The 26,114-nt window shown below is 71.4% G+C and carries 19 protein-coding genes and 1 pseudogene; 13 read left to right on the top strand and 7 right to left on the bottom strand.

Going from position 1 to position 26,114, the window contains the following annotated elements; translation table 11 throughout:
• The first annotated feature begins 131 nt into the window (after window positions 1–131).
• From ACH4SP_RS28435 to ACH4SP_RS28450, 4 genes are all read left to right on the top strand, one after another.
• Window positions 132–2,198, top strand: a complete 2,067-nt coding sequence (locus ACH4SP_RS28435) for a discoidin domain-containing protein (RefSeq protein WP_398418779.1) — start codon at window positions 132–134, stop codon at window positions 2,196–2,198.
• 323 nt (window positions 2,199–2,521) lie between these two features.
• A complete protein-coding gene (locus tag ACH4SP_RS28440; RefSeq protein ID WP_398418781.1) occupies window positions 2,522–2,686 on the top strand; it encodes a DUF5993 family protein in 165 nt (54 codons plus the stop codon).
• Between the two features lies 1 nt (window position 2,687).
• Entirely contained in the window at window positions 2,688–3,326 is a 639-nt protein-coding gene (locus ACH4SP_RS28445) for a disulfide bond formation protein B (RefSeq protein ID WP_398418783.1), read from the top strand.
• A gap of 91 nt (window positions 3,327–3,417) precedes the next feature.
• On the top strand, window positions 3,418–3,807 hold the full coding sequence (locus tag ACH4SP_RS28450) for a hypothetical protein (RefSeq protein WP_398418785.1): 390 nt from the start codon (window positions 3,418–3,420) through the stop codon (window positions 3,805–3,807).
• A gap of 86 nt (window positions 3,808–3,893) precedes the next feature.
• On the opposite strand, the gene ACH4SP_RS28455 is transcribed toward ACH4SP_RS28450, so the two are convergent.
• The gene (locus ACH4SP_RS28455; protein ID WP_398418787.1) at window positions 3,894–5,285 is read right to left on the bottom strand and encodes a protein kinase; all 1,392 of its coding nucleotides are present in this window, start codon (window positions 5,283–5,285) and stop codon (window positions 3,894–3,896) included.
• Window positions 5,286–5,449: 164 nt separating this feature from the next.
• Here ACH4SP_RS28455 and ACH4SP_RS28460 point away from each other — a divergent pair, with 164 nt between their 5' ends.
• Window positions 5,450–5,854 carry an FKBP-type peptidyl-prolyl cis-trans isomerase gene (locus ACH4SP_RS28460; RefSeq protein WP_398418789.1) on the top strand — a complete coding sequence of 135 codons (405 nt, stop codon included), beginning with the start codon at window positions 5,450–5,452 and terminating at the stop codon, window positions 5,852–5,854.
• A gap of 131 nt (window positions 5,855–5,985) precedes the next feature.
• Window positions 5,986–6,183: pseudogene (locus tag ACH4SP_RS28465) on the top strand (phytanoyl-CoA dioxygenase); the annotation flags it as partial.
• A gap of 107 nt (window positions 6,184–6,290) precedes the next feature.
• Here ACH4SP_RS28465 and ACH4SP_RS28470 read toward each other — a convergent pair.
• Together ACH4SP_RS28470 and ACH4SP_RS28475 are read right to left on the bottom strand one after the other, a co-directional pair.
• The gene (locus ACH4SP_RS28470; RefSeq protein WP_398418791.1) at window positions 6,291–6,950 is read right to left on the bottom strand and encodes an MSMEG_1061 family FMN-dependent PPOX-type flavoprotein; all 660 of its coding nucleotides are present in this window, start codon (window positions 6,948–6,950) and stop codon (window positions 6,291–6,293) included.
• 202 nt (window positions 6,951–7,152) lie between these two features.
• Window positions 7,153–10,008, bottom strand: a complete 2,856-nt coding sequence (locus ACH4SP_RS28475; RefSeq protein WP_398418793.1) for a BTAD domain-containing putative transcriptional regulator — start codon at window positions 10,006–10,008, stop codon at window positions 7,153–7,155.
• Between the two features lie 224 nt (window positions 10,009–10,232).
• On the opposite strand from ACH4SP_RS28475, the gene ACH4SP_RS28480 reads away from it, so the two are divergent.
• The 5 genes from ACH4SP_RS28480 to ACH4SP_RS28500 all read left to right on the top strand — a co-directional run bounded on the left by ACH4SP_RS28480 (window position 10,233) and on the right by ACH4SP_RS28500 (window position 16,764).
• A complete protein-coding gene (locus ACH4SP_RS28480) occupies window positions 10,233–11,504 on the top strand; it encodes an MFS transporter (RefSeq protein WP_398418795.1) in 1,272 nt (423 codons plus the stop codon).
• A gap of 7 nt (window positions 11,505–11,511) precedes the next feature.
• Window positions 11,512–13,290, top strand: coding sequence for a prolyl oligopeptidase family serine peptidase (locus ACH4SP_RS28485; RefSeq protein WP_398419146.1), 1,779 nt, complete (start codon window positions 11,512–11,514; stop codon window positions 13,288–13,290).
• A 279-nt stretch (window positions 13,291–13,569) separates the two neighbouring features.
• Window positions 13,570–15,540 (top strand): RiPP maturation radical SAM C-methyltransferase, encoded by a 1,971-nt coding sequence (locus tag ACH4SP_RS28490; protein ID WP_398418796.1) that lies wholly within the window; start codon window positions 13,570–13,572, stop codon window positions 15,538–15,540.
• Between the two features lie 36 nt (window positions 15,541–15,576).
• On the top strand, window positions 15,577–16,242 hold the full coding sequence (locus tag ACH4SP_RS28495) for a DUF5825 family protein (protein ID WP_398418798.1): 666 nt from the start codon (window positions 15,577–15,579) through the stop codon (window positions 16,240–16,242).
• Window positions 16,243–16,389: 147 nt separating this feature from the next.
• Complete coding sequence (locus ACH4SP_RS28500) at window positions 16,390–16,764, top strand: hypothetical protein (protein ID WP_398419147.1); 375 nt, start codon at window positions 16,390–16,392, stop codon at window positions 16,762–16,764.
• 97 nt (window positions 16,765–16,861) lie between these two features.
• On the opposite strand, the gene ACH4SP_RS28505 is transcribed toward ACH4SP_RS28500, so the two are convergent.
• From ACH4SP_RS28505 to ACH4SP_RS28520, 4 genes are all read right to left on the bottom strand, one after another.
• Entirely contained in the window at window positions 16,862–17,281 is a 420-nt protein-coding gene (locus ACH4SP_RS28505) for a hypothetical protein (RefSeq protein ID WP_398418800.1), read from the bottom strand.
• 177 nt (window positions 17,282–17,458) lie between these two features.
• A complete protein-coding gene (locus ACH4SP_RS28510; protein ID WP_398419149.1) occupies window positions 17,459–19,423 on the bottom strand; it encodes a GTP-binding protein in 1,965 nt (654 codons plus the stop codon).
• A 346-nt stretch (window positions 19,424–19,769) separates the two neighbouring features.
• A complete protein-coding gene (locus ACH4SP_RS28515) occupies window positions 19,770–22,664 on the bottom strand; it encodes a tetratricopeptide repeat protein (protein WP_398418802.1) in 2,895 nt (964 codons plus the stop codon).
• Between the two features lie 47 nt (window positions 22,665–22,711).
• A complete protein-coding gene (locus ACH4SP_RS28520; RefSeq protein ID WP_398418803.1) occupies window positions 22,712–23,113 on the bottom strand; it encodes a hypothetical protein in 402 nt (133 codons plus the stop codon).
• Window positions 23,114–23,475: 362 nt separating this feature from the next.
• On the opposite strand from ACH4SP_RS28520, the gene ACH4SP_RS28525 reads away from it, so the two are divergent.
• Window positions 23,476–24,699: a cytochrome P450 gene (locus ACH4SP_RS28525; protein WP_398418805.1), complete on the top strand. Its 1,224-nt coding sequence runs from the start codon at window positions 23,476–23,478 to the stop codon at window positions 24,697–24,699.
• A gap of 152 nt (window positions 24,700–24,851) precedes the next feature.
• A complete protein-coding gene (locus ACH4SP_RS28530; protein ID WP_398418807.1) occupies window positions 24,852–26,078 on the top strand; it encodes a cytochrome P450 in 1,227 nt (408 codons plus the stop codon).
• The last annotated feature ends 36 nt before the right edge of the window (window positions 26,079–26,114 follow it).

A 26,114-nucleotide genomic window follows, 5' to 3' on the forward strand; every position in this document is an offset into this window, starting at 1 on the left:
CCGACCCCGTACGAACACCAGTCCTCCCCATTCCCCAACGACACTCCCCGTCAAGGGGGTTGGCGCTGCGGGCTCACCTGCCTAACGTATGTGCGGAACATGAGCCCACCTCACATCTAAGGACCTGTGTGATGACCATGGTTCAATCTCCGCGCCACAGGCTCAGATCCCTCACGGTGGTGTCACTGCTCCTCACCCTGATGGCCCTGGTACTCGGTCCGGTGCCCAGCTCCGCGGCAGAGTCCGACTGGTGGACCCCGACCGCGCGGCCGGCACCCGACTCACAGATCAACGTCACGGGCGAGCCCTTCAAGGGCACCGACGCCCAGGGCCGTGTGCGGGGCTTCGTCGACGCCCACGACCACCTCATGTCCAACGAGGGCTTCGGCGGCCGGCTGATCTGCGGCAAGCCGTTCTCGGAACAGGGCGTCACCGACGCGCTCAAGGACTGCCCCGAGCACTACCCCGACGGCACGCTCGCCATCTTCGACATGATCACCAAGGGCGGCGACGGCAAGCACGATCCCAACGGGTGGCCCACCTTCAAGGACTGGCCCGCCCACGACTCGCTGACCCACCAGCAGAACTACTACGCCTGGGTCGAGCGGGCCTGGCGCGGCGGCCAGCGGGTGCTCGTCAACGACCTCGTGACCAACGGCGTGATCTGCTCGGTCTACTTCTTCAAGGACCGCAGCTGCGACGAGATGACCGCCATCCGCCTGGAGGCGAAGAAGACGTACGACATGCAGGCCTACATCGACAAGATGTACGGCGGTCCTGGCAAGGGCTGGTTCAGGATCGTCACCGACAGCGCACAGGCCCGCAAGATCGTCGAGCAGGGCAAGCTGGCCGTCGTCCTGGGCGTCGAGACCTCCGAGCCCTTCGGCTGCAAGCAGATCCTGGATGTCGCGCAGTGCAGCAAGGAGGACATCGACCGCGGCCTGGACGAGCTCAAGGAGCTGGGCGTGAGCAGCATGTTCCTGTGCCACAAGTTCGACAACGCCCTGTGCGGGGTGCGCTTCGACTCCGGCACCCTCGGTACGGCCATCAACGTGGGCCAGTTCCTGTCCACCGGCACCTTCTGGAAGACGGAGACCTGCCGCGGGCCGCAGCACGACAACCCCATCGGCAACGCGAAGGCGGCGGAGGCCGAGAAGAGGCTGCCGGCGGGGGTGGCCGTCCCCTCGTACGCCTCGGGCGCGCAGTGCAACACCCGCGGGCTGACCGACCTCGGTGATTACGCGGTGCGCGGCATGATGAAACGCAACATGATGCTGGAGATCGACCACATGAGCGTCAAGGCCGCGGGGCAGGCCTTCGACATCCTGGAGTCCGAGTCGTACCCGGGCGTGATCTCCTCGCACAGCTGGATGGACCTGGGCTGGACCGAGCGGCTCTACAGGCTCGGTGGTTTCGCCGCCCAGTACATGAGCGGCTCGAAGGCGTTCAGCGCGGAGGCCGAACGCACGGCCGCCCTGCGCGAGAAGTACAAGGTCGGCTACGGCTACGGCACCGACATGAACGGGGTCGGCGGCTGGCCGGCCCCGCGGGGCGGGGACACCCCGAACCCGGTGAAGTACCCGTTCCGCAGCACGGACGGCGGCTCGGTGATCGACAAACAGACCACGGGCGAGCGCACTTGGGACTTCAACACCAACGGCGCGTCGCACTACGGCATGGTCCCGGACTGGATCGAGGACATCCGGATCGTCGGCGGCCAGAAGGTCGTGGACGACCTCTTCACGGGCGCCGAGTCCTACCTCCGCACCTGGGGGAACTCCGAGCGGCACAAACCCGGGGTGAACCTGGCCTCGGGCAGGGCCGCCTCGGCGTCCACGTCGGAGTGGTGGAACCCCTTCGTCCAGTTCACTCCCGGCCGGGCCGTGGACAGCGACAAGGGAACCCGCTGGGCCAGCGAGTGGAACAACGACCAGTGGCTGCGGATCGACCTCGGATCCACGCACCAGGTCAAGCGCGTCACCCTCGACTGGGAGGCGGCGTACGGGAAGTCGTACCGCATCGAGCTGTCGGCCGACGGCACGAACTGGCGGACGGCCTGGTCCACGACGGCTGGTGACGGCGGCCTGGACACGGCACGGTTCGCCGGAACTCCGGCGCGCTACGTACGGATCCAGGGGCTGGAGCGCGGCACCAAGTGGGGCTACTCGCTCAGTGAGGTCGGCGTCCACAGCGACTGAGGGCACCGGTGGGGCGGTGTCCAGGACCGGGGCCGGCCGGATCAGCTCTCCTGATCCGGCCGGCCCCGGCCGACGGTCGAACCACTGCCGGTTACGGTCGAACCATTGCCGGTTTCGGTCGCGATGCGGTGCGGTGCACGACACGGTGCGCGGGGCGCCGAGTCCGACGCGGTCCTATGGAGCCCCGATCGCGGTGTCCGTTGCGCGGCGTCACGGCCCGGGTGAGCACGGACACCGTTCATTGGTCCCTTCTCGTGGACTTCGGGCCTTCGCCCGGCGCGCTCACGCCTCGGTCGGCGACTCGCTGCGTACCGTCCGCCGCCATGGACACCCTCATCTTCGGCGGCATGCTCGCCACCTGGCTGGTGCTCCACCAGCAGCGCGGCCGGACCCTTCTGCTCATCTGCTGGTGGATCCTGCTCGCCGCCGTCATCCTGCTGCTCTCGCACCACATCACCAGCAGCCTGGGGCTGGGGCTGAGCTACTGACATGGCCTCCCTCACCGCACCGCTCAGCGACACCGGGAACTCCGCCCTCCTCGGCAAGGTCCAGTACTGGTTCGCCTGCTTCTTCGCCGCCGGCTGGACGGGGATCGTCTGCGCCGGGCTCGGGGTCCAGTTCATCAGCTGGGAGCACCCCTGCCCGCTGTGCATGGTCCAGCGGATGTTCATGCTGCTGGCCGCGCTCGGGGCCGGAACCATCGTGCGCAAGGGCATGACCGGCACCGTCACAGGACGCGACTACATGACGGGCTGGGGACTTGCCCTGGTCGCCTGCGTCGGCGGCGGCTTCACAGCCTGGCGGCAGACCATGCTGCACATCCTGCCGGGCGACGAGGGGTACGGGGCCCCGGTGCTCGGCCTGCACATGTACGTCTGGGCGTGGATCCTCTTCATCGCCTCGGTGGTGGCGATCGGCATCGTACTGGCCTTCGCCCACCTCACCGCGGCCCCTGCCGTCCCGGCGACGGGCCTCCACAGGCCGATCGGCCGGATCGTTCTCTGGTTCGTCGGTGTGGTGATCGCCGTCAACCTGGTGGCCGTCTTCCTGGAAGAGGGCTTCCACTGGTTCCTGCCGGACGACCCCACACGGTACGAATTCTTCTACCAGGTGGGGATCCTGGGCTGACCGGCGGTTCCTCCGATCTGTCCGTCGCAGGCCCCGTCCGGGATACTGAGGGCCAGTCTCGACAGGGGGGCAGACGGTGTTCACGGAACCTATGGCGCGAGCTGTGGTGGAACCAGCTGTACTCAAGCTGGTACGGCAATACCCCCGTGGCAGGCCGTTCTCCACGACGGTCGCCTTCGGCGGGGACGACTTCAGCATGTGCGCCGACGTACGGGCGCAGTGGGCGGCACCCGGGCAGGTGAAGATCGCACTGGCCTGTTGGGTCGTCAACATGGACACCGCGCGCTATCTCGGTGACAACCCACCTGCCGAGGCAGAGATGTGCCTGCCGCCGGAAGGCACAGCCGAGTGGGACGAGGAACTGACCAGTCGGGTGATCGGCCACCTCGCCACTCGTATGAACGCTCTCACCACCGCCCTGCCCACCACCGACGAACACCTCACCATCACCGTGCCACTCGTCCTGGGACAGTCCGGTTGAAGGGTCGGCCGCACGGGGCCCGGAGGCTACGTGGCGCTCCCTCGATCTGCGGGACACCATCCGTCAGGAGGGCGAGCGGCCGGCGGCTATCGGCCCACGTCGACCCGGAAGGAGAGCCGGTCGCCCTCCGTCTGGAGTGCGGCGCCCTGAAGTGTCGGGTCCTTGTACGACGGCGCCCGCTCGATCAGGATCGGGCAGCCGTGCTCGTCGTCGAGGCAGCCGCCGAGTTCGGCCCCGAGGGTGTCGACCCGGGCCACACCCGCCTGCCGCCTCATCCACTCCTTGACCAGGGGGACCTGGTTGGCGCAGTGATCGGCGCACGGGTCGGGCCACGTGTACGTCACCTCCGCCCAGTTCTCACGGGTGCGGGTCGTGGTCGGCCGGGAGAAGCCCGTGGGGACGGTCAGGGCGTCGGCCACACTCCGGTTGGCCTCGTACGTGCTGTCGTCGCCCCGCTGGTCAAGGAGGTACCCGGCACTTGTCACCAGCGCGATCACCAGTAGCGTCGCTCCCAGCTTGGCCCACGGTGAGAAACGTCGGCGCGGTGCGGGCCGCGGCCCGGCGGCGGGCCGTGCCGTCGGCTGCCGCACGGCGGGGCTCCGCGCCGGCATCGTGGGGGTCCGGAACGCAACGGGGCTTGCCACGGCGGGAGTTGGTGCTGCGCCGACGGCTCCGTTCAGCTGGGCCTGCAGCTGATCCATGGTCAGGCGCGCGGCCGGATCCTTGTGCAGCAGTCCGTCGAGTACGGGGCCGAGCGCCCCCGCCCGCACGGCCGCAAGCGGCGGCTCCGTCGCGACGGCGACCAGGACCGCGCTCGGGGCCGTCCCCGCGAACGGCGGGCGGCCCTCCACGGCGGCGAACAGCGTCGCGCCCAGGGACCAGAGGTCGGACTCGGCCGTCGCGGGCAGGCCCCGTACCTGCTCGGGCGCCATGTACGCGGGCGTGCCCATGATCATGCCGGTGGCGGTGAGGGTGGCGTCCCCCTCAAGGGCGGCGATGCCGAAGTCGGTCAGGACGACCCGGTCCTCTTCGAGGAGGATGTTGGCGGGCTTGATGTCCCGGTGAGTGATGCCCATCCGGTGCGCGGCACCGAGCGCGGCCGCCACCTGCCGCCCGACGTCGGCGGCCCGCTGGGGCGTGAGCGCACCCTGTGTCTCGATGAGGTCGGCCAGGGACCCGCCGTCCACCAGCTCCATGACGATCCAGGGCCGTCCGTCGGGGCCGGATATCCGGTCGTGGACGGTGATGATCCCCGGATGCTTCAGCCGTGCGGCGGCGCGGGCCTCGCGGTCGAGCCGGGCGATCCAGTTCTGCCGCTCGGCCTCGCCCAGATGCTCGGGCAGCCGCAACTCCTTGACCGCGACGTCCCGCCCCAACCGCTCATCGTGGGCCTGCCAGACGGCGCCCATGCCACCTTGGCCGAGCAGTCGGCTCAACCGGTAGCGGCCCGCGAGGAGTTGCCCGTGATCGTCGTCCACGCATGGAATATAGCCGGGCCGCCCGCGCGGGACCCTGGCGGTTCAGACGGTCCGGTGTGCTCCGGGGATCGGCGTTTTCGGTAGCGTGGCCATCTGCCGCATGGGGTGTCCATGTGTCCGGCTGGTCCGTGCGGGGGTTTCCGACGGAGAGTGATGAGGCTGCAATGAGCGAACTGACGAAGCCCGAGGTCGACGTTCCGGAGGGTGCCGCTCCTACCGAGCTGACCGTCCGGGACCTGGTCGTCGGGGACGGGGCCGAGGTGAAGCCGGGCATGGTGGTCAGGGTCCACTACGTCGGGGTGACCTTCGAGTCCGGGAAGGAGTTCGATGCCTCCTGGGACCGGGGCGAGCCGTTCAAGTTCGCCCTGGGCAGCGGCAGGGTCATCAAGGGCTGGGACCGGGGGGTGAGGGGGATGAAGGTCGGCGGACGCCGCGAGATCATCGTTCCCCCGCGTCTCGGCTACGGCAATCAGTCGCCCGCGCCGTCGATCCCGGCGGGCTCGACCCTGGTTTTCGTGGTGGACCTGCTTGACTCGTTCTCCAGCACAGCCGGGTGGAGCAACTCCTAGCGATCCCCGCCGTCCGTCGGGCCGAGGGCGGCGCGGCCCGGCTCGGCGTCGCACCCGGTCCGGTGATCACCCGACAGAGGCGGTGCGCGGAATGTCGGGTGATCGGGGCCGGTGTCGCCGCACGATGGGGCATGGACGACACGACCTTGGTATCCCGTTTCCTCCGCGACGGCTTCGTGAAGTGGGAGGGCGCTGTCGCGCCGCGCGTGGCCGCGGACTGCGCGCGGCTGCTGTGGCGGGAGACGGGCTGCGACCCGGACGACCCGTCGACGTGGAAGCAGCCCGTGCACTGGGTGGCGGGCATGGCGCAGGGGCTGTTCGCCGCAGCTGAACCGGGGGTTCGGGACCGAGCGAGCGGCCGGTGCGGACGCTGTCGGCACCGCGCGGCCCGCCGCGCTCCTGGGGCCCGCCGCGCTCCTGGGACCCGCCGAGACCGTTACTCGTACCGGTACTTCAGCGAGTCCGCTTCCGCCTGCTCGATGTCGGCGATCGTCAGCTCCGGCATCCGCAGCTGGGCCAGCGTCACCTCGGCCGAGGCGGGCTGGGCGTCCGCCGACAGCCACTGCTCCGGCTTCCAGGCCCCGCTGCGCAGCAGCGACTTGGGGCAGTGCGGGTAGACCTCCTCGATGCCCAGCACCAGCGCACTGGCCGGCGGCTTGCCCACGGCGGTCAGCTGCGACAGCAGATCCGGGCGGGTGGAGACGCAGGCCCGGCCGTTCACCCTGAGCGTCGTGGTGCGCCCCGGGACGATGAACAGCAGCCCGGCCCGTCCGGTGGCTATGACGTTCTGCAGGGTGTCCAGACGCTTGTTGCCGGTCGCGTCCGGTATCGCCACCGTCCGTGCGTCCAGCACGGCGACGAACCCGGCGGGGCCGCCGCGCGGGGAGACGTCACAGTTGCCCTCGGCGTCCATGCTGGCGACCAGGACCAGCGACGAGCAGCCGATCAACCGTTGGGTCTGTTCGGTGAGTTCGGTCATCTGCTTGCGCACGGCCGCGTCGCCGGGGAGATCGTAGACCCGGCGCAGCGTCTCCTGGTCGGGCACAGCGTCGAGGCGGAGCGAGTCGAATGCGCTGGTGGCAAGAGGCGTCGTCATGCCTCCGACCCTATGGGCGGGACCTGCGACCGATCTTGGCCGGTGCGTACGGGGCACCACGCAGTCCGCAGAACGACGGCGTCCGCGTCGTGGGCGGCCTGCTCCCCGTGCACGCGGTCGCCTTCCCGGCCACCCGCGCATGTGCACGTGCCGGTCATCGGCGGCCCGCCGGGCAAGGGGACCTTGGCCCGGTCCTCCCGCCCTACTTCGACGACGGGACCTGGGAGTTGTGCGGGCTGAACAACGGCCGCCCCTGATCGGGACCCCCCGGTCGGCCCAGGAGGTGGAGGATCCGGGTGCGCAGCGGGTCGGCGTCGGGCAGGCCCAGCTCGTGGGTGATCTCCAGCGCCCGCACCCAGGCCTCGTGGGCGGCGTCGGCATGCGTGGTGGCGCGGTGCGTCTCGCCGAGGCAGGCCAGTCCGGCGGCCTCGCCGTGGCGGTCGCCGGTCTGGTGGAACAGGGCGAGGGCCTGCCGGTGGTGGCCGACCGCCTGGTCGTACTGGCCGAGCCTTCGGCGGATGTAGCCGAGGCTGTCCCAGATGTGGGCCTGCCCGTTGAGGTCGCCGACCCGCTGGGCCAGGGCGAGGGCGCGGCGGCAGTGGTCCAGGGCCTGATGGTGGTCGCCGAGCTGGGCGAGTATCCAGCCGATGTGGTTGAGGGCGGCGGACTGCCCGGCCGGGTCCCCGACGGCCCGGTAGTGCTCCAGGCTGTGGTGGGCGTGTTCGAGGGCCTGCCGGCGGCGGCCCTGGGACTCGGACATCCGGGCCAGGTGCTGGTGGGTACGGGCCTGTCCGGTGCGGTTGCCGAGCCCGCTGAACAGGTCGAGGGCGAGCAGGTAGTGGGCGCGGGCGTCCTCGGGGCGGTCCAGGCGGTCGTGGGCGAGGCCGAGGCCGCGGTGCGCGTCGGCCTGTCCCGCCGCGTCGCCCCGGCACCCGGCGGCTTCGAGGGCGGTGGTCTGGACCGCGGCGAGCGTCTGCCAGTACCCCTGCCGGTCCAGGAACGTGGTGAGCGTCGAGGCGAGCTGCCAGGCGCGCGGCTCGAAACCGGCGCCGCGCGCCTGCTCCACGGCGGCGACCAGCACCCGGTGTTCGGCGGTGAACCAGGCGAGGGACTCCCGGTGGTCGGCGAGCTCCTGGGGTGCGGAGCCCGACTGGGCCGACGGCAGCATGATCCGGTTGAGCCGCGGTGTGAGCAGGGCGTCGGCGGTGCAGGCGGTGTGCAGGTAGTGGTCGAGCATCCGGTGGATGGCCTCGCGCCGGTCCCGGTCGTGGGCACCGGCCAGTTCGATGGCGTAGGCGCGCAGCAGGTCGTGGAAGGCGTGCCTGCCGGGGACGTGTTCGGTGAGCAGGTGGGCCCGGGTCAGCTCGGCGAGCAGGGCCCTGGCGTGCTCCTCCGTGACATGGGCGACGGCCGCGGCGGCGGGCGCGGCCACGTCGGGTCCGGGGTGCAGGCCGAGCAGCCGGAACATCCGGGCGGCATCGGGACTGAGCATGCGGTACGACCACGAGAACACCGCGCGCACCTGGGAGGCGGGGTCGCCGCCGTCAAGGGCGTCGAGGCGGCTGCCGTCCCGGCGCAGCTCCTCCGCGAGCAGGGCGAGCGGGAAACTGGGCTGGGCGGCGGCACGGGCGGCCACCACGGCGAGAGCCAGCGGCAGACCGGCACAGCGGGCGACGATCTCGTCCACGGCGGCGGGTTCGGCCTCGACCCGGCACACGCCGAGGCGGCCCGTGAGCAGGTCCTGGGCCTGGCCCGGGGTGAGCAGGTCGACTGCGAGGAGTTGGGCGCCCTCGGCCACGGCGAGACCGGTGAGTCTGTTGCGGCTGGTCACGAGGGTGAGGCAGCCGGGGGCGCCGGGCAGCAGGGGGCGCACCTGGTCGGCGTCGCGGGCGTTGTCGAGGAGGATCAGGACGCGGCGGTCCGCCATCAGGCTGCGGAAGAGACCGGTCTGCGCCTCCAGTCCTGCCGGTATGTGGCCGGGCGGCACCCCGAGCGCGCTGACGAACCCGCGCACCGCCTCCTCCGGGCTGACCGCCGCGACCTCCGGGGCGAAGCCGCGCAGGTTGACGTAGAGCTGTCCGTCGGGGAAGGCGGCGCGGACCCGGTGGGCCCAGTGCACGGCGAGTGCGGTCTTGCCGACTCCGGCGGTGCCCTCCACCGCCGAGATGACGACCGAGGTCGGGGCCGGGGCGGCCCGTACGCTGCCGCACAACAGATGGTCGAGCCGGGCGATTTCGACGTCGCGTCCGGTGAATGCCGCCACCGACAGCGGGAGTTGAGCCGGTGGCGTGTGCAGTCTGACGGCGGCCGGGGGTCGGGGCGGGGCGTCCTGGCGGAGGATAGCGGCCTGGATCTCGCGGAGGGCCGGAGCCGGTTCGATGCCCAGCTCCGCGCGCAATCGGCACCGCATGCGCCGGTAGTGGTCCAGTGCGTCGGCCGCTCGGCCGCAGCGGTGCAGGGCGATCATCACCTGCCCGGCGAGCCGTTCGTCCAGCGGATGGGCGGCCGCTCTGGCCGCCAGCTGGGGCAACAGCGCCGCGTGGTGTCCGAGCCTCAACTTGATTTCGTCCAGGTCGAGTTGGGCGGCGAATCGCTCCTGCTCCAGGGTGTCGCGCAGCGCGTTGATCCACGGGGTGTCGAGGGCGGCGAAGGCCTCCGCGCGCCACAGTCGCAGGGCCTGTTCGTGCAGAGCGACGGCACGCCGGTCGTCCTCGGCGGCGCGGGCCGAGGCGAGCAGCCCGCGGAAGAGGTGCAGGTCCACGGTGGCCGTGTCGGCCGCGGTGAGGACGTAGCCGCCGCAACCGCGGCCGATGCCCGCCTCGCTGGTACAGGCCAGGGCCCTGCGGAGCCGCGAGACGTATCCGTGCAGGGTGGCGCGGGCCTGGCGGGGCAGTCGGTCCCCCCACACCCTCGTGGCCAACTGGTCAATGGTCACAGGCTGGTTGACGTCCACGAGGAGCGCGGCGAGGACACCTCGCTGGCGGGCGTGGCCCAGCGGGGCGGGCCTTCCGTCGATGCGTGCCTCGATGCTGCCCAGCAGACCGAACTCCACCGTCATCCTGACCGCTCCCCCCGGGGCCCGCGGACACCGCCCTCCCGTCGTACAGGCTCCTCACAGCCGATTCAAGGATTCTCCAAGGTTTCCCCTCGCGGTCCCGGACACAGTGGTGCGCGGCACGAGCCGGAAGGCGTACGCCGGGTCACCACCAGGGCGCGGACGCCGTCCGGCCGGGCCGTCACCGCACGGGACGTGCGGCGACCGCGCCGAGGACGGGGGCTCCGTTGAGCAAGCCGAAAGCGGATGCGGCAGCCGTCCGGCGGCGCGACTTCCGGCTGTACTGGCTGGCGGGCGCCACGGACCGGCTGGGCTCGCACGCGGCCGAACTCGTTCTGGTGCTCCTGGTGTTGACGGTCGGCGGGAGTCCCGCGGTGGCGGGTCTGCTCGGCACGGTCGCGGTCGCCGTGGAGACCGTGCTCGGCCCCGTTGCAGGGGTGTTCGCCGACCGCAGGTCGCGGCGGCGGATCATGCTGGTCTCGGCCGCCGTGTCGTTCGTCGCGTTCGGCGCGCTCACCGCCGCTGTGATCGCCGATTCGGTGACGCTGCCCCTGCTGTTCGCCGTGACCGTCCTGGAGAGCGGGGCGGCGACGACGTACACCGCCGCCGCGCGCGGGGCGATCCGCGCGATCCTGCCGCCGGAGGACCCGGGCCGGGCCATCGCGGCGCTGCAGGCCAGGGACCAGGGTGCCGCACTGCTCGGCCCGCTCGTCGGCGGAGTGCTCTACCAGCTCGGCCGGTGGGTACCGTTCGCCGCCAACGCGCTGTCCTACGTCGGGGCGGCACTGTGCGTACGGGCGATCAGGACCGAGCTGTCGGCGCCCGCGCGGCCCGGGCCCGTCGAGTCGTTCCGCGAGTCGGCCGTGGAGGGCCTGCGCTTCCTGTGGCGCCAGCCGTTCCTGCGGTTCGCCCTGATCTGGGGGGCCGGGGTGAACGCGGTGTTCACCGCCGTCTACTACTTCGTGCTCATCGCATCCCGCCTCGACGGGGCCTCGGCCTCGTCCGTCGGTCTGATGCTGAGCCTGGCCAGCGGTTGCGGTCTCGTCGGCGCGCTGGTGACGCCGTGGGTGCTGCGCCGGGTGTCCCCGGGCACGCTCGTCGCGGTCTGCTCCTGGGCGATGGTGGCGCTGGTCGCCCCGCTGGGAATGGTGGGGTCGCTGTGGATGTACGGGGCCCTGTTCGGGACGTCCCTGTTCATCGGTCCGGTGCTCAGCGTGCTGTTCCAGACCCGTGCGATCGCGATCATCCCGCCCGGACTCCAGGGCCGCGCCGGCGCCGTCATGGGCGGCGCGGCCAATGCTCTGCAGCTCGCCGCGCCGGCGACCGCGGGCCTGCTGACGGGCCTCCTCGAACCGGCGGCGGTCGGCTGGGTGCTCGCCGGCTGCCTCTCCGCTCTGGCTCTGTACGCCCACACCGGCCGCCGCCACCTGGACCGGGCGGGGCCGACCGCCGAAGTGTCCGACGAATCCGCACCGACCGCCCCGACCCGAGGAGACTGAGGTGGAGATGCAGTTGCGCGTCGCGCCTGCCCTGTTGCCCACGCTCGCCGAACTGGCCCCGGACCGGGGCTGCTTCGCAGGCGAGGCGGACGACCGGTGCGAGATCTTCGCCTGGGATCTGGCACAGGGCACGGTCCGGCAGGTCACCGACCGCCCCGGGCTCGGCACCGACACCGCCGACGTGGACCCGCACGGCCGGACCGTCTGGTGGTTCGAGGACGGTCCGACGGGCAACGGCCGGTGGCTGCTGCAGCCGTGGGAGGGCGGCGCGGACACGCCCGCGCTGCCCGGGGTGGCGCCGGGTGCGCACGGCGGGCTCGCCATGGCCGCCGACGGCACCGCCGCCGTGGGCCTGCTCGGCCCGGACGGCCTCTCGCTCCACCTGCGGTCGCCCGAGGGAGAGGTTCGCACGCTCCTGTCCGGCGTGGACCACGGCGAGCTGGTCGACCTGTCCGCCGACGGCACCCTGCTCGCGGTCTGCGGCGAGCCGACGGATCCGGCCGCGGTACGGGTGCTCGACCGCGTCGGCCGCCCCGTCACCACGCTGGCGGGGACCCGGCACCCGCTGTGGGCACTGGGGTTCGGCCCGGGCCCGGGGCCGGGCCGGCTGCTCCTGGTGGTGGAGCGGGACGGCGGCTACCAGTTGGGGACCTGGTCGCTCGTGGGCGGTCTGCGCCTCGCCGGATGGTGCAGGTTCGACACCGAGATCTCGGCGAGCTGGTGCCCCGACGGCCGGGTCCTGGTGCGCCAGGACCGGCACGGCCGCTCCACGCTGACCACCGTGGACCTGTTGCGGCGGACCCGGATCCCGCTGGTGACGCCGCCGGGAACGGTGCTCGACGCCCGGATGCAGCCGATCGTCGACGGCGTACGGGAACGCAGCGGACCGGGCGCCGATCTCCACTACATCTGGACGGAGACCGCGACGCCTCCGGTGCTCCGCACCACATCTGGGCGCAGGCCGCCGGGAGAGCAGGCGGTCGCGGCGGGCCCCCCGGTGGAGGTCACCGACCGGTGGACGCCGGGACCCGGCGGCCCGGTCCACACGCTGTTCTCCGCCCCGGCCCACCGGTCGCGGCCGTGGCCGACCGTCTTCCTGGTGCACGGCGGCCCCTTCGAGCAGGACCGTGACGCGTACGACCCGACGGTCACCCTGCTGACCGCCGCCGGGTACGCCGTCGCACGGGTCAACTACCGCGGTTCCACGGGCTACGGGCCCGCCTGGCGCAACGCGTTCGACGAGGGGGTGGGCCTGACGCAGGTCGCCGACCTGGCGGCGGTCCGCGCCGACCTGGTGCGGGCGGGCCTCGCGGACCCGGAACGGATCGCGCTGGCCGGCTGGTCGTGGGGCGGCTATCTCACCCTGCTCGCCCTCGGCACCCGGCCCGAGCTGTGGCGGGCCGGGGCTGCGGTCCACCCGGTCGCCGACAGCGTCGCCGCGTTCCGTGCGGGCACCCCGGCGCTGCGGTCCCTGGACACGCGGCTGTTCGGCGGGACGCCCGACGAAGTACCGCACCGTTACGCCGAATCGTCGCCCCTGACCTACGCCGACCGGGTGCGCGCACCGGTCCTGCTCATCGCCGGCGGGAACGACGTGAAGTGCCCGCCCGAGCAGATCGTGGCCTACGCGGACGCGCTCCGCGCGCACGGCGCCGAGCCGGAGCTGCTCGAACTGGACACCGGGCACTCCGACCGGGCCGTCCAGTCGCAGGCGACCGCCCTGATCAAGGTGGTGACCTTCCTCGGCGCCGCACTCGGCGGACACGTCGCGGCAGAGGCGCTGTGAGCGCCCACCGACTCCGCCGGCCCGTGCCCGGCACGGGTCCGGCGGCCGACCGTTCCCGTACGGGAAGGGGGTGAACACCATGCGGAAGACCATCGTCCACAACGACCCGCTCGACCTGAAGAATCAGGCGCGGGCCAACCGGCCGATCATCGTCATCATCGTCAGCGCCTGACCACGGGGGACGTCGGGACGGCCGCCTGCCGGCCGTCCCGGCCGTTCCGCCCGCGGGAGAACCCGAACAGCGCAAGCCCCGTACGCCTCGAAAGGCCGGGAACCCACGTGAACATCGTCATCGTCAACATGCCCTGGTCCCTCATCGATGTACCGTCCCTCGCGACCGGCATCCTGCGCCGTACGGCCGCGAACGCCCTTCCCGACGCGCAGGTCACCGTCGTGCACGGCAATCTCGACTACGTCGACTGGCTCACCGAACGCCGGGAGTTCAGCCTCGCCCAGTTCAACCTGCTCGCCCTGGACAGCTACTTCAGCGGTCTCGGCGACTGGGTGTTCTCCTCGGCCCTCTACGACGACCCTGAGTGGCGGATCGCCGAGATGACCGAGGAGATCCCGCTGGAGGACGCGGACCGCGAGCTCAGCATCGAACTGCACCGGGAGGCCCCGGAGTTCATCGCCGAGCTGACCTCCCGCATCCTCGCCCTCGCACCCGACGTGGTCGGTTTCACCTCCACCTTCCAGCAGAACACCGCCGCACTGGCCACCGCCCGCGCCATCAAGCGCGCGGCCCCCGCGACGCACACCGTCTTCGGCGGAGCCAACTGCGACGGCCCCCAAGGGGCGGCGCTGCACCGCAACTTCGACTTCGTCGACTCCGTGGTGCGCGGCGAGGGCGAGCACTCCTTCCCCGCGCTGCTGCACGAACTCGACAAGGGGCGACCCGATCCTGCGGTCCTCGCCGGGATACCCGGGCTCTGCTGGCGCGGTGCGGACGGCATCGTCGTCAACGCCATGAGCACCCGCCCGCTGCGGCCCGCCGAGATCGTCTCGCCGGACTACGACGGCTACTTCGCCCGCCTCGAAGCGTCCACTGCACGCGACTGGGTCGAGCCGAAACTGGTGGTCGAGGGCTCGCGCGGCTGCTGGTGGGGCGAGAAGCACCACTGCACGTTCTGCGGCCTCAACGGCTCGTTCATGGAATTCCGCAGCAAGAGCCCCGACGACTTCTACGCCGAGGTGATCCGGCAGGTCGAGCGGCACCAGGTGCTCGACATGTACGTCGTCGACAACATCCTCGACATGCGGTACCTGTCCTCGGTGCTGCCGAGGCTGCGCGAGTCCGGTTACGACATGCGGCTGCAGTACGAGATCAAGTCGAACCTCCGCCGCGACCAGCTCGAAACCCTCTACCGGGCGGGCCTGGTCAATGTGCAGCCCGGCATCGAGAGCCTCAACAGCCGGGTCCTGAAGCTGATGGACAAGGGCGTCTCCGGCTGTCTGAACATCCGGATGCTGCGCGACGCCGAGACGGTCGGCCTGTCGGTGTCCTGGAACTACCTCTTCGGTTTCCCGGGCGAGCGGTCCGAGGACTACCTGCCGATCATCGAGCAGTTCCCGGCCCTTCACCACCTGGCGCCGATGGAGGGCGTGGCCAGGATCGTCACCGAGCGGTTCAGCCCCAACTTCAACAACCCCGCGCTGGGCTTCCACCCGCTCAAGCCCGATGCGCAGTACCGGCGCAACTACGACCTGCCCGAGTCGGAGATGCTCGACTTCGGCTATCTGTTCACCGCGCCGCACCTCGGCATCGACGAGGAGACGAGCGACGCGCTCAAGGCCGGCGGCGAACGCTGGCAGCAGGAGCACGTGCAGTGCCGGCTCAGCATGATCGACCTCGACGACCGCATCGTGCTGATCAGCCGCCGCAAGGACTTCGACTGGACCACGCTGACCCTGCACGACCCGTTCGAGGTTGCTGCGTTCCGGCTGCTCGACCAGCCGCACGCCGTACCGGGCCTGGTGCGCAAGCTCGGCGGCGACGCCACAAAGGCCAAGGTGGACGCGCTCCTGGAGGAGTGGCTGCGGCTCGGCGTCGTCTTCACCGACGACGGGCAGTGGGTGCACATCGCCCCCTTCGCCACCAACCAGGAGCTGCTGCGCTTCGAGCGCATCTTCGACACCCGGCGCAAGGGCACGTCCGACGGGGAGGAGCCCGACGGAGCAGCCGCGGCGGCCGAGGCACACGAGGTGGTCCCGGCCGGGACCACCGGCGCGGCACCCGTACCGGCCGCCTGACCCGGACGCCCGCAGCGGACCCAAGGAGCACCGTTCATGCCCACGACCACCACTCCCCTCTCCCTGACCACCTGGCGCGACCACGACGAGGAGGTACTGCAACTGCCCTGGATGGACTCCTCCACCCGGATCGCGGCGGATCCCACGGGCCCGGGGCCTGCGGAACTCGCGGCCGAGCTCTACCGGAGCGGGGCCCGGCGGGTCGCGCTCGACCGGCCCGCCGACATGTCCGGCTCCACCGGCGCCCGTTCCATCGTCACCACCATGCTGCTCGTCGCCGAGCTGACGAGCTGGGGCCTGGTGGTCGACTGGGAGATCTCGCTCGGCGCGGAACCGGAGATCTGGCGCTCGCTCAACCACCTGTACCCGCCGAGCGCCGTCCTGGGCGCGCCGGACGCTGACGACATCCGGCAGCAGTGGAAGGAGACGTTCTACCTCTGCAAGTGCATCTACCGCAAAGGCCCCGGCTTCATCCAGGTGCGCGACCGGCGCAGCGGCGGCTCGCTGCTCCGCTTCACCCTCCACGACCCCGCCTACCTCCGGGCCGTGGAGCAGCTGTCCGCAGGCTGCCCGGCCGAGGCCGTACCGGCCCAGGTGCTCGACGACCTGGTCGGCGAGAGCCTCGCCGGACGGGCCGGCAACCTGGCCTGGTGGCTGCCGTACCGGGTACACCGGTGGCCGTGGCCCTCGTTCGCCGTGTAACGGTCCGGGCGGGGTGTGCAGACCGCCCGGGACGGTGGGTACAACGGCGGGACGGCACCAGCCATCCGGTGATCATTCCAGTTGCCTACGGCCCTCCCCACGACTGATCATGGGTACCCGGCAAGCAAGGGGGACAAGGTGGGACTGATGCTCTTCCCGGGCGGCGACGACGTGGCGAGTCCGGACATCTCCTGGTCCTACACCGGTTTCAGCATGTTCAGGAACTGGCTCGCCCAGGCCGAGGGATTCACGCTCGCCGAGATGGAGGGGTTCGACGGAGACCGCCCGTGGGGCAGCGTCTCCACCACGCTGGAGCCCCTGCTCGACCATCAGGACGACGATGGCCCCGACCTCACGCCCGCTCAATGCGCGGCCATGTTGCCCCGGCTGGTGGCAATTCTCGGCCAACGCCGACCTGACAGCGGCGACCCCGTTCTCCGGCGGCGCATCGACGACGTCGGTGAGCTCGTCACGGTCCTGCGGTTCTGCGTCGACAAGGACGTCGGGCTCGTCTTCGGCTAGCCGCGGGAGCACACGGCGACCCGTGCGCGCCCGCCGCACGGAGCCGGGCCGGGCCGTCCCGCAGCGTGCGAGGGTGGCCCGGCCCGGTGGACGCCGATCAGCGCACGGTCACCTGGAAGACCGCGGAGACAACGTTGCCGCTGACCGTACGCAGCTCGTTCTTGCCCTTCAGGCCGAGCTTGACGCCGAGCGAGTAGGAGCCGTCGCGCGCGGTGGAGACGCTCGCGGGCAGCGAGACCCACGTGCCGTGCTGCTTCTGCTGGAGCGTCACCTTGCTGCCGGGCTTGAGACCGGTGGTCTTGCCGGTGACGCGGAACAGCTTCCAGGCGCCGACCGAGGACACGGACGGCTTGGCGGTGATGGTCGCCTTGACGGCGGCCGTCTTGTGCGCGACCGCGGCGGAGGGGGTGTGCACGGCCGGGGTGGCCGCCGTCGCGGTACCCGCGAGGGCGACGGAGGCCGCGCCGAGGGCGGCGACAGCGGCGATGCGCAGGGAGTGGCGCTTGGTGACGATCATGATTCCAGGCCTTTCAACGCAGAACTACAGGCTGTGCACCAAAGGCGGCAAAGGCGCCCATGGTGTGATCTCACCGGAAAAGATGATTGACCACTCGGGTGCGTTCCCCGCGCTTTGTCACCGTCCTGCAACAGGCGCACCGTGGGTGTGCACGCCGGTACTCGACACGGCCGGACCTCACACCCTGCGCACGACGTGCAGCAGATACTCCCTGCGGTGCAGCGGGTTGTGGTCGGTGCGCGGCCGGGCCGGGGGCCGCTGTGCACCCGGCACCGGCCGGTGCCGGGCGAAGGACGATTCCCACAGCCCCTCTCCCCCGGTGAGGCCGGGGAGACGGCGTTCCAGCGCGTGGACGGAGGCTGCCGGAATCTCGCCGGTCAGCTGGTAGCCGTACCGCTCGGCCTGCGGTGGAGCCGGTACCGCACGCAGTCGGGACAGGAGCGGCAGGACCTGTCCGAGCGCTCCGGCGGGGACTTCGAGCCGGAAGTCGTGCATCGGCTCCCGCACCGTCGTCCCGGCCCTGCGCAGGGCGGTCATCAGCACCAGCGGGGTGAGGCGGCGGAAGTCTCCGGCGGTGCTCATGATGGAGTTGTATCCGGAGTGCGTCAGGGTGACGGCGCAGTCGCTCACCTCCCAGCCGTACAGGCCCTGCCGGAGGGTCTGCCGGACGGTGTCCTCCACCGCGCGCATGAACGCATAGGGCATGGAGCCGAGTTCGACGCCGAGCCGGTAGTCCACACCACTCCCCTCCGGACCCGGCTCCACGCGCAGGCCGACGGTCGCGAAGAAGGGGTTCCCGTCCTCCCCCATCGTTTCGTGTGCCTGTCCGGAGCCGTCGACGCTCTCCTGGTGGATGGTGGTCGTGGCGGAGAACGAGACGGGGATTGCGTACTCCTCGGCGAGCGTCGTCCCGATGACCTCCTTCTGCACCTCTCCGTACAGCGAGACGGAGATCTCGCGCCGGATCTCGTCGTGCCGCAGCCCGATCAGCGGGTCCTGCTCGGCGAGTTGGACGAGTGCGGTGTGCAGCGCCGAGCGGTCGCCCGGGCGGACCGGCCCGACGACGGTTTCCAGGGTGGGCGGGGCGAAGTGGCCGCCTGCCGTCGTACGCGGTCCTGGCCGGCCGACGGTGTCTCCCACGCGTACCTCGGTGAGGCCGAGCAGCTGGCCGATCCGCCCGGCCGCGACCGCCCCGGTGCGGGCGGCCGTGCCGTCCGTGAACACCCGGACCCCGGTCACCCTGCCCCCGCGGGCCTTCCCCCGCCCCTGATGGAGGGTCACGTGGTCGCGCACGCGCACCGTTCCGTCGAACAGCCGGACGTACGCGGTCCGTTCCCCGGACGCGCCCCGGTCGACCTTGAAGACCGTGCCCGACACCGGCCCGTCCGGGTCGCCCCCGGCGCGCGGCAGCAGTTCCCTGACGCCCCGGGCGAGGGCGTCGATCCCGGCGCCCGTGATGGCCGAGCCGAAGAACACCGGGTGGATCAGGGCCTGTTGGGTCTGGCGCAGGAGTTCCTGGTGCAGCCGGGCGGACGGCAGGGGGTGCGGCAGGGCGTCCAGGTACGCCGCCAGCACGGTGTCGTCCTGCTCCGCGAGGCACTGGCCGAGGCGGTCGGCGAAGTCCGCGTCCCCGTCCGGGTAGGGGTACGGATGGAACGAGGCGGCGGGCAGGCCGGCGTCGCGCACCGTTCCCATGGGTACGAGGGCGGGGGTGAGCCTGTCGCCGAGGGAGCGGAGCAGGTCGGTGTCGCCGGCTCCTCTGCGGTCGATCTTGTTGACGAAGATCAGGGTGGGGATGCGCAGGCGCCGCAGGGTGCGCATCAGGACACGGGTCTGCGCCTGGACGCCCTCGACGGCCGACACCACCAGCACGGCGCCGTCGAGCACGCCGAGGACCCGCTCCACCTCGGCGATGAAGTCGGGGTGTCCGGGGGTGTCGATGAGGTTGACCGTACGGCCGTCGAGCGCGAACGACACGACGGCGGACTTGATGGTGATCCCGCGTCGGCGTTCCAGCGCGAGGCTGTCGGTGTGGGTGCTTCCCGCGTCGACGCTGCCGATCTCGTCGACGACACCGGCATGGTGCAGGAGCCGTTCGGTGAGGCTCGTCTTGCCCGCGTCCACATGGGCGAGGATGCCCAGGTTGAGGGAGTCAGCCGAGGTCGTGAAGGGGGCGGGGTGCGCGTGGGTGCGTGCGCCCGTCGAGGTGTGCGTTTCCGTGTGCACTGACAATCCGGTTCTCTGAAGAGGTGGGAACGGCCTTCGGAGGGAACTCGGAGAGTCGGCGCATGTGAGGTCTCCTTGCGGGGAGGGGCTTACGGATTGCTCGTCGCACGATGCAGCAGGCGGGCAGGGGGCGCAATCGAATTACGCCGCGCGGTTCCTCGGATGCGGCGCAACGGCTGGGCGGCGCGTGTGCTGGACGGCGCGTGTGCTGGACGGCGCGTGCGACGTCTCCGGTCGGGCCCGGTCCGCCGAACACGACGGATCACGAAAGGGCGCTCGCCGCAGCATCGAAGTCACCGGAATCGATGAACTGCCGGACTGCTTCCTCCTCGGCCTTCCTGCCGAGAGCCGAGAGGAGTTCGGCGACCATGGCGAGGGTGACCGGCAGATAGGCCTCGAAGGCCTCGGGGAGGCTCTCCGCGAGTTCTCTGTAGAGAGCGAACGACTCCTTGGCCGCGCTCAGCCCCGACGTCAGCTCCTCGCGGAGTTCGAGCCGGGTCCAGGCATGGGCGAGGAGCGCTCTGCCGAGCTCGGGGACGAAGGCTTCGTTGGCGTCCGCGAGTCTGCGGTAGCACAGGACCGCTTCTCCCGAGGTGTGCAGCGCCGCCTGCCGCTCGCCCGATGCCGCCAGCTGGAATCCCAGATTGCTCAACGACATCGCGTAGTGCTCACCGGAAGCGTCCCAGTCGGCACGCGCCCGGCGCTCATGGATCCGTACGGCCTCGCGGGTCGCCTTCAGCGCCTCTTCCACGCGTTCCTGGAGCCACAGCCGCAGTCCGAGATTGCTCAGTGCGCTCGCGAGTTCCACCTCGTGAGCCGCGCGGTTGGTGCGGACCAAGGAGCGGTAGAGGTCCACGGACTCCTCGGCGATTGTCAGCGCCTCGTCCCCCCGGTCCACCTTTTCCAGGAACACCCCCAGGTTGGTGAGGGCGTCGGCGAGGTAGGGCTCGTACATGTCCCGGTTGGCGCGGACCAGTTGACGGTAGAAGTGCACCGCGGCCTCACCGAAGAAGACGGCTCTGTCGAACCACCGAAAGGTGAACATGTGCGTACCGAGACTGTTCGCGGAAGCGGCCACATCGGGCAGAGAGGCAACCGGGTTCTCTCCGTAGAGCTCTCGGTGGATCAGGAAGGCCGACATGTCCCGCTCCAGGGACGGACGCGTCCTGCCGAGCTTGCCCAAGATCATGCCGAGGTTGCTCAGCGAGCGTGCGTAACTGCGCCGCTCGTCCAGTGTCCCGGTGAACCGTCGCCGGATCTCCACGGCCTCCTCCACGGCGGCGCGCGCTTCCTCCAGCCGACCCAGCCCCTCCAGTTCACCGCTGAGGTTGCTCAGCAGAAGGGCCAGTCCGCGCAGGTGCTCGGGGTCTGCCGCCGCCAGGAGCCGTTGGGTCGTCACCGCTTCCTCGGAGGCGGCCAGAGCTTCGTCCAACCGGCCCGTCCTGGAGAGGAAGACCGCGTGGTGACTGAGTGACCGGGAGAGATCCGGTCGGTGGACCTCCTGTTCCTGGGCCAGCCGCCGCCGCAGCCGAACGGCCTCTTCGTTCGCGGTCAGCGCTTCCTCGTGCTGCCCTGCCTCACCGACGCTCAACGCCAGCTCGCTGTACAGCGAGGCCTGCTCCGCCGGATCGGATGTGGCTGCCAAGAGGTGGAGCGTGGTCCTTCTGACCAGCGCGGCCTTTCCGGGAGCGAGTTCCGGATACGGCCCGGTGGGGAGGCAGAGCTGGATGCCGCCCAGCACCTGTACGTCCATGTCGGGGATGCCCGCCAGGGCCGTCAGTGCCCCGCTGCCGGCGGCGACGGCCAACGCGGGATCGTCGCGCAGGACCCTGTTCAGGTGCGCCGCCACATGGGGCCAGCGGTCCGGGGCGGCCGCCGCGGCCAGGAAGGTCACCGCACGCGGAGTCCACGGCCTGGCAAAGCCGTCCGCGGCACGTTCGAGCACCTTCTCGATGACGGGGGCGGCCCAGGGCCTGGCCGGATAGTCGGCGCGGTGGCCGGAAAGGGTCAGCGCGAGGAAGTCTTCGGCGAGGCGGTCCGGGTAGAGGGGTTCCAGCGCGGAGGCGTGCACCTGGTCCGTGGTCCGGTACGGGGCCGAGGGCGGATAGCAGGAGACGTGGTCGGTCGCCACCCGTTCCGCACCGGGGGCGAGACGCAGCCTGTCGAGCACGTCGATCGCCGAGGACCGGGGCACCGCACCGGTGAGGGCGGCGGCGAACACGGCTCGTTCCATGGCTTCCGGCGGGGTACGGAAGGTACGGCTGTCCGGGTCGAGTTCATGGGTGCCGTCGCCGTAGAGCCGTGCCCAGTGCAGGTGTTCGCGGTCCAACAGGTACAGCGTCAGCCCTTCGGGGGTACGGGGCGGCCGACGCCCGCCGACCCGGGCGTCGACGGCGACGAGCGCCGCCATGTGCACGGTCAGGGTCAGCCCCATCTCCGGTCCCTCCAGGGGACTCGGGGACGACAGCTGGGCGGCGTTCCGGAGGCCGTACCGCGCGGCGAAGGCGTCCCGGGCAGCGGCGAACGCCTCCGGACGGCCGCCAGGACCTTCCGGCAGCGGGCTCAACTGCCGGGTGGAGGTGGATGCTTGATGGTTGGCCAGCGTCGCGCGCAGGGCCGTCCAGTCCGCACTCCGGGCGAGCATCAGGATCCGGGTCGGGATCGTGTGGTGGAGCAGTGCGTTGCTGAACAGAAAGGTGAGGTGCGACAGCGGCCATTGGTCGGCGTAGTCGATGATCAGAAGGATCCCTGGAGCATCGCCCGGACGAAGGTCCTCCTGGAGGCCCGGCGACGGCCAGACCGCACCGGGGCCGTGCAGAGCGGTGACGGCCTTCCAGCCAAGTGTCGTGCATTCCAGGGCGAGTTGGTCCGCGAGTCGGGTCTTCCCCTGCCCACCGGGCCCGTGCAGCCAGCGCACGGCCAGGCGCGATTCCTGATCGCGCCACTCGCGCAGCTGCCCGAGTTCTTCCTGGCGCCCGGTGAATCCGACGACCTGGAAGCGAGCGTTCAGCATGCGGCTGGGCAGTTCGCGCAGGAACGCGGGGTCGGTCATGGGCGGGGGCTTCCGGTTCTCCAGAAGATAGACCGGCATGCCGTCGCCGAAGACATGGATGTCGGCACCCTGCACCCCGTAGGCGACGCCACTCTCCACCGTCACGACTTGTCGTGGCGCAGCCGGCTCCTCGTCCCTCGCCTTCCGGAACCTCACCGGCCGTCGCCCGCACCGTCATCCGCCGGGGGCGCCGGTGAGGGCGGGGACGCCGGTGCGGGCGGGGGCGGGGGCACCCGGCGGGCAGCACCGCCCTCACGGTGGATGACGTTTCCGTACATCGCCGAATAGGACGTGCCACCGTTGTTCACGATGGTGTGCTGTACGGAGGGTCGCCCGCGGCCGTCGCCCCCTGAGGGTCGCACCACCGGCGCCGGATCTTCCCGTCGTGTTCCTGCCACGGCCCAGGCCAGACCGGCCAGGGCGACGAACAACGCCAGAACGCTGGCTATCTTGTCCGCCTCGTCCCAGCCCACCGCGATCAGATAGGCCGCAAGGGCCGCAACCAACGCGCCTGCCACCGCGCCGCCGACCCAGGCCTGAACCCGCCCCGTCATGCCTCCATGGTTCCCATGCTCCGAGGCGCTCGAACCCTTCCCGCGACGCCCGTCGACGCACGACGCCCCTCGAAGCACGACGCCCCTCGAAGCACGTCACCCGTCGCAGCAGAGGGCGCACCGGATCGACGCGCACTCGGTCGGCACCCTCCGCGTGGAGATCCGTACGCGGACAACCCCTTCCGGCCATGCGGCGGGCAAAGTCCGCAGGCGACTTCACAGCGCGCTTCCGGCGGAGGAACCTGTCCTCCAAGCGGTCCGGACGCCCCGGGATCCATGTGCCGGTGGCCGGGCCCGGCCACCCACGCATGCGGTCCCCCGCACGTGCGGTCCCGGTCGGCTGCTCGATCGAGAGGGATGCCATGGCCCGGTCGGCTGAAGGCGGAACGGCTCGAAGGCTCCGCGGCGCCGCCGCCTACCGGCACGACCCGCTGGCGTTCCTGGCCGAGGAGTTCGGGGGCACCCGGGACGTGTGGCGCTCGGCATCGGGCCGGCTCTGCGTGGCCGGTCCGCAGGCGGCCCGCGAGGTGCTGGGCAACCGGCAGGGCACCTTCCTGGAGACCTCCGACTTCTTCCACACCCGGACCGGAGTCCTCGGCCCCAGAACGGCGCAGACCGACATCGGACGCGCGGCCCGCGACCTGCTGCGCCGCCAACTCGACGCCCGCCGCGACGACTTGCCCCGCCTGGTCGGCGCGCGGCTCGCGCCCGCCAGCAGCTGGCCCGACGCGGGCAACCTGCTGGTCCGCGAGCACCTGCGGGACGTGCTCCTGTGCCCGGAGGCTCCCGCGGAACTCCACGGAGCGGTCGACGGCATCATCGACCGCGCGGTTCTGGCCGGTGCGCGAGAGCGCCATGCGGCCCTGTCCCGGCTCCGCTTCCGCCGCTGGGCGATGCGTCTCCTGGTCCGGGAGACGGAGGCACGCCGCAGCGCCGGTCCCGGTGGTCCCGGTGGTCCCGGCATGAGGACCGGTTCCGGTACCGGCGGACCGCGCGACCTGCTGGACGTCGCCGTCGCCGGTGCCGGACCGTCGGCGGATCCCGGGCAGGTGGCCGAGGTCTACCTGTCGTTCCTGTTCGCCACGGTCGGCTCGATCGGCTTCGCCCTCGGCTGGGCGGTCCATCTCGCCGGTACGCACCCGGCCGCCGCCGACGACGAGCCGGCCTGGATCGTCCGTGAGGCGCTGCGGCTGTGGCCGGTGGCCTGGCTGTTCTCCCGTACGCCCAGCCGCGTGCACGAGCTGGCCGACGTCACGGCCGGCCCGCACGACGAGGTGAACGTGTGCCTGTACCTCGTGCACCGGCACCCCGGGCACTGGGAGCGCCCGGACGAGTTCGTACCGCACCGCTGGGCGGCACCTCCGCACGAGCCTGCCTTCATGCCGTTCGGGTTCGGCGCGCACTCCTGTGCAGGGGCGACCGTGACGATGTCGCTCCTGGAGGACCTGATCCGCATCATCACCCGCGACTGGCACCTGTCCATCACCGCGAGCGGCGGCGGACCCCAGCTGGGGCCCGCACTGGCTCCGCCGCGTTTCACCGCGGAGCTGCACCACCGAGCCGCAGCGCCGGAAGGAGGTGAATGACATGAGGAAGCTCGTTCGCAAGGCCAAGTCGGTCCTCAACATCCGGTCCGCATACGGAGGATCGCGGTTCTGGTACCTCTACCACCACATCTGATCGGAACCGGTGGGGGCGGGCCGCCGGCCGGCCCCCACCGGCCGGGAGGGGCCGTGCCATGACCACACCGCACCACGGCGAGGACTTCCTGCACGATCTGCGGCTGCGCAGCGCGGCCGAGGGCGGAGTCTTCTGGCTGGACGACGGGCAGCTCGCCGTCTTCGAACCGGCAGCGGCACGCCTGGTGAGCCGGACGAACTGGGACGGCCTCGTCATGTCCGACCGCCTCGTCGACATGATCCGGCGCCGTCGCAGCACGACGGTGCCGTGGAGCCGGGTACGCGCCGCCTGGCTCACCCAGCTGCACACGCTCTCCACCGGAGAGCACACCGCCGCGATGATCACGCGGATGGAACAGGTCGTCGACACCCGGCTCGGCGACGACGTCGACCTCGTCCTGCTCGCCCAGGACATCGCCGTGCGGTCCGTTCTGCCGGTCGCGCTCTCCGGCCTCACCGTCCGCGAATCGGCCCTGATCACACGGGACTTGGAGCAGAAGCTGCTGCGGCTGATCGACCGTCACCCCGGTCGCGGGCCGCTCCACCACGTACGGTTCGCCGCCGTGCAGGTCCGGGCCGGCCTCGTGGTGCGACGGGTGCTGCGCGACCGCGCCTCGGGCCGCCGCGTGCGCGAGCCGGACCTCACCGATCCGATCGTCGACCTCCTCCCCGAGCTCGGTATGGACCGTGCGCTCGACGTCGTCACCGCCGTGCTCACCGCGATCGGCGGACCGCCCGGCTCCGCAGCCGCGAGCGTGCTGTACGAATTCGCCCGCAACCCGCGGTGGGCACAGCGGCTCACCCGCGAACTGCGCGGCGTGGACCGGGCCGAGTTCTGTGCCGCACCGGCCAGGGCTGCACCGGTCACCCACCGGTTCGTCAAGGAGGTGCTGCGCATGTGGAGCCCCCCGCTCCTGCTGGTGCGCAACGCGCGGGTCTCATCCGACGTCGGCACCACCCGGCTGGAGAAGGGGCAGCGCTACCTGGTCAGCCCGCACATGATCCACCGCGATCACCGGGTCTGGCAGCGGGCCGACACCTTCGACCCCGACCGCTTCCTGCCCGGCGCACCGCACGGACCGGCCGACCGGACCTGCTACGTACCGTTCGGCTGGGCACCGAAGAGGTGCATCGGCGCGGACATCGGCACCGTCCAGCTGATGGCCCTGTGCCACCTGATGTGCACCCGCTACCGCCTCACCGTCCCGGACACCGACGCCGTCACCATGGCCTGTCGCTTCGCCCCCGTGCCGCAGCACTTCCGGGGGCACATCGCCCGGCGATGACGGACCGCACCGACGGGCCGCTGACTGGTTCCTCGC

Source organism: Streptomyces sp. NPDC021093 (assembly GCF_044333135.1).
Taxonomy (GTDB): Bacteria; Actinomycetota; Actinomycetes; order Streptomycetales; family Streptomycetaceae; genus Streptomyces.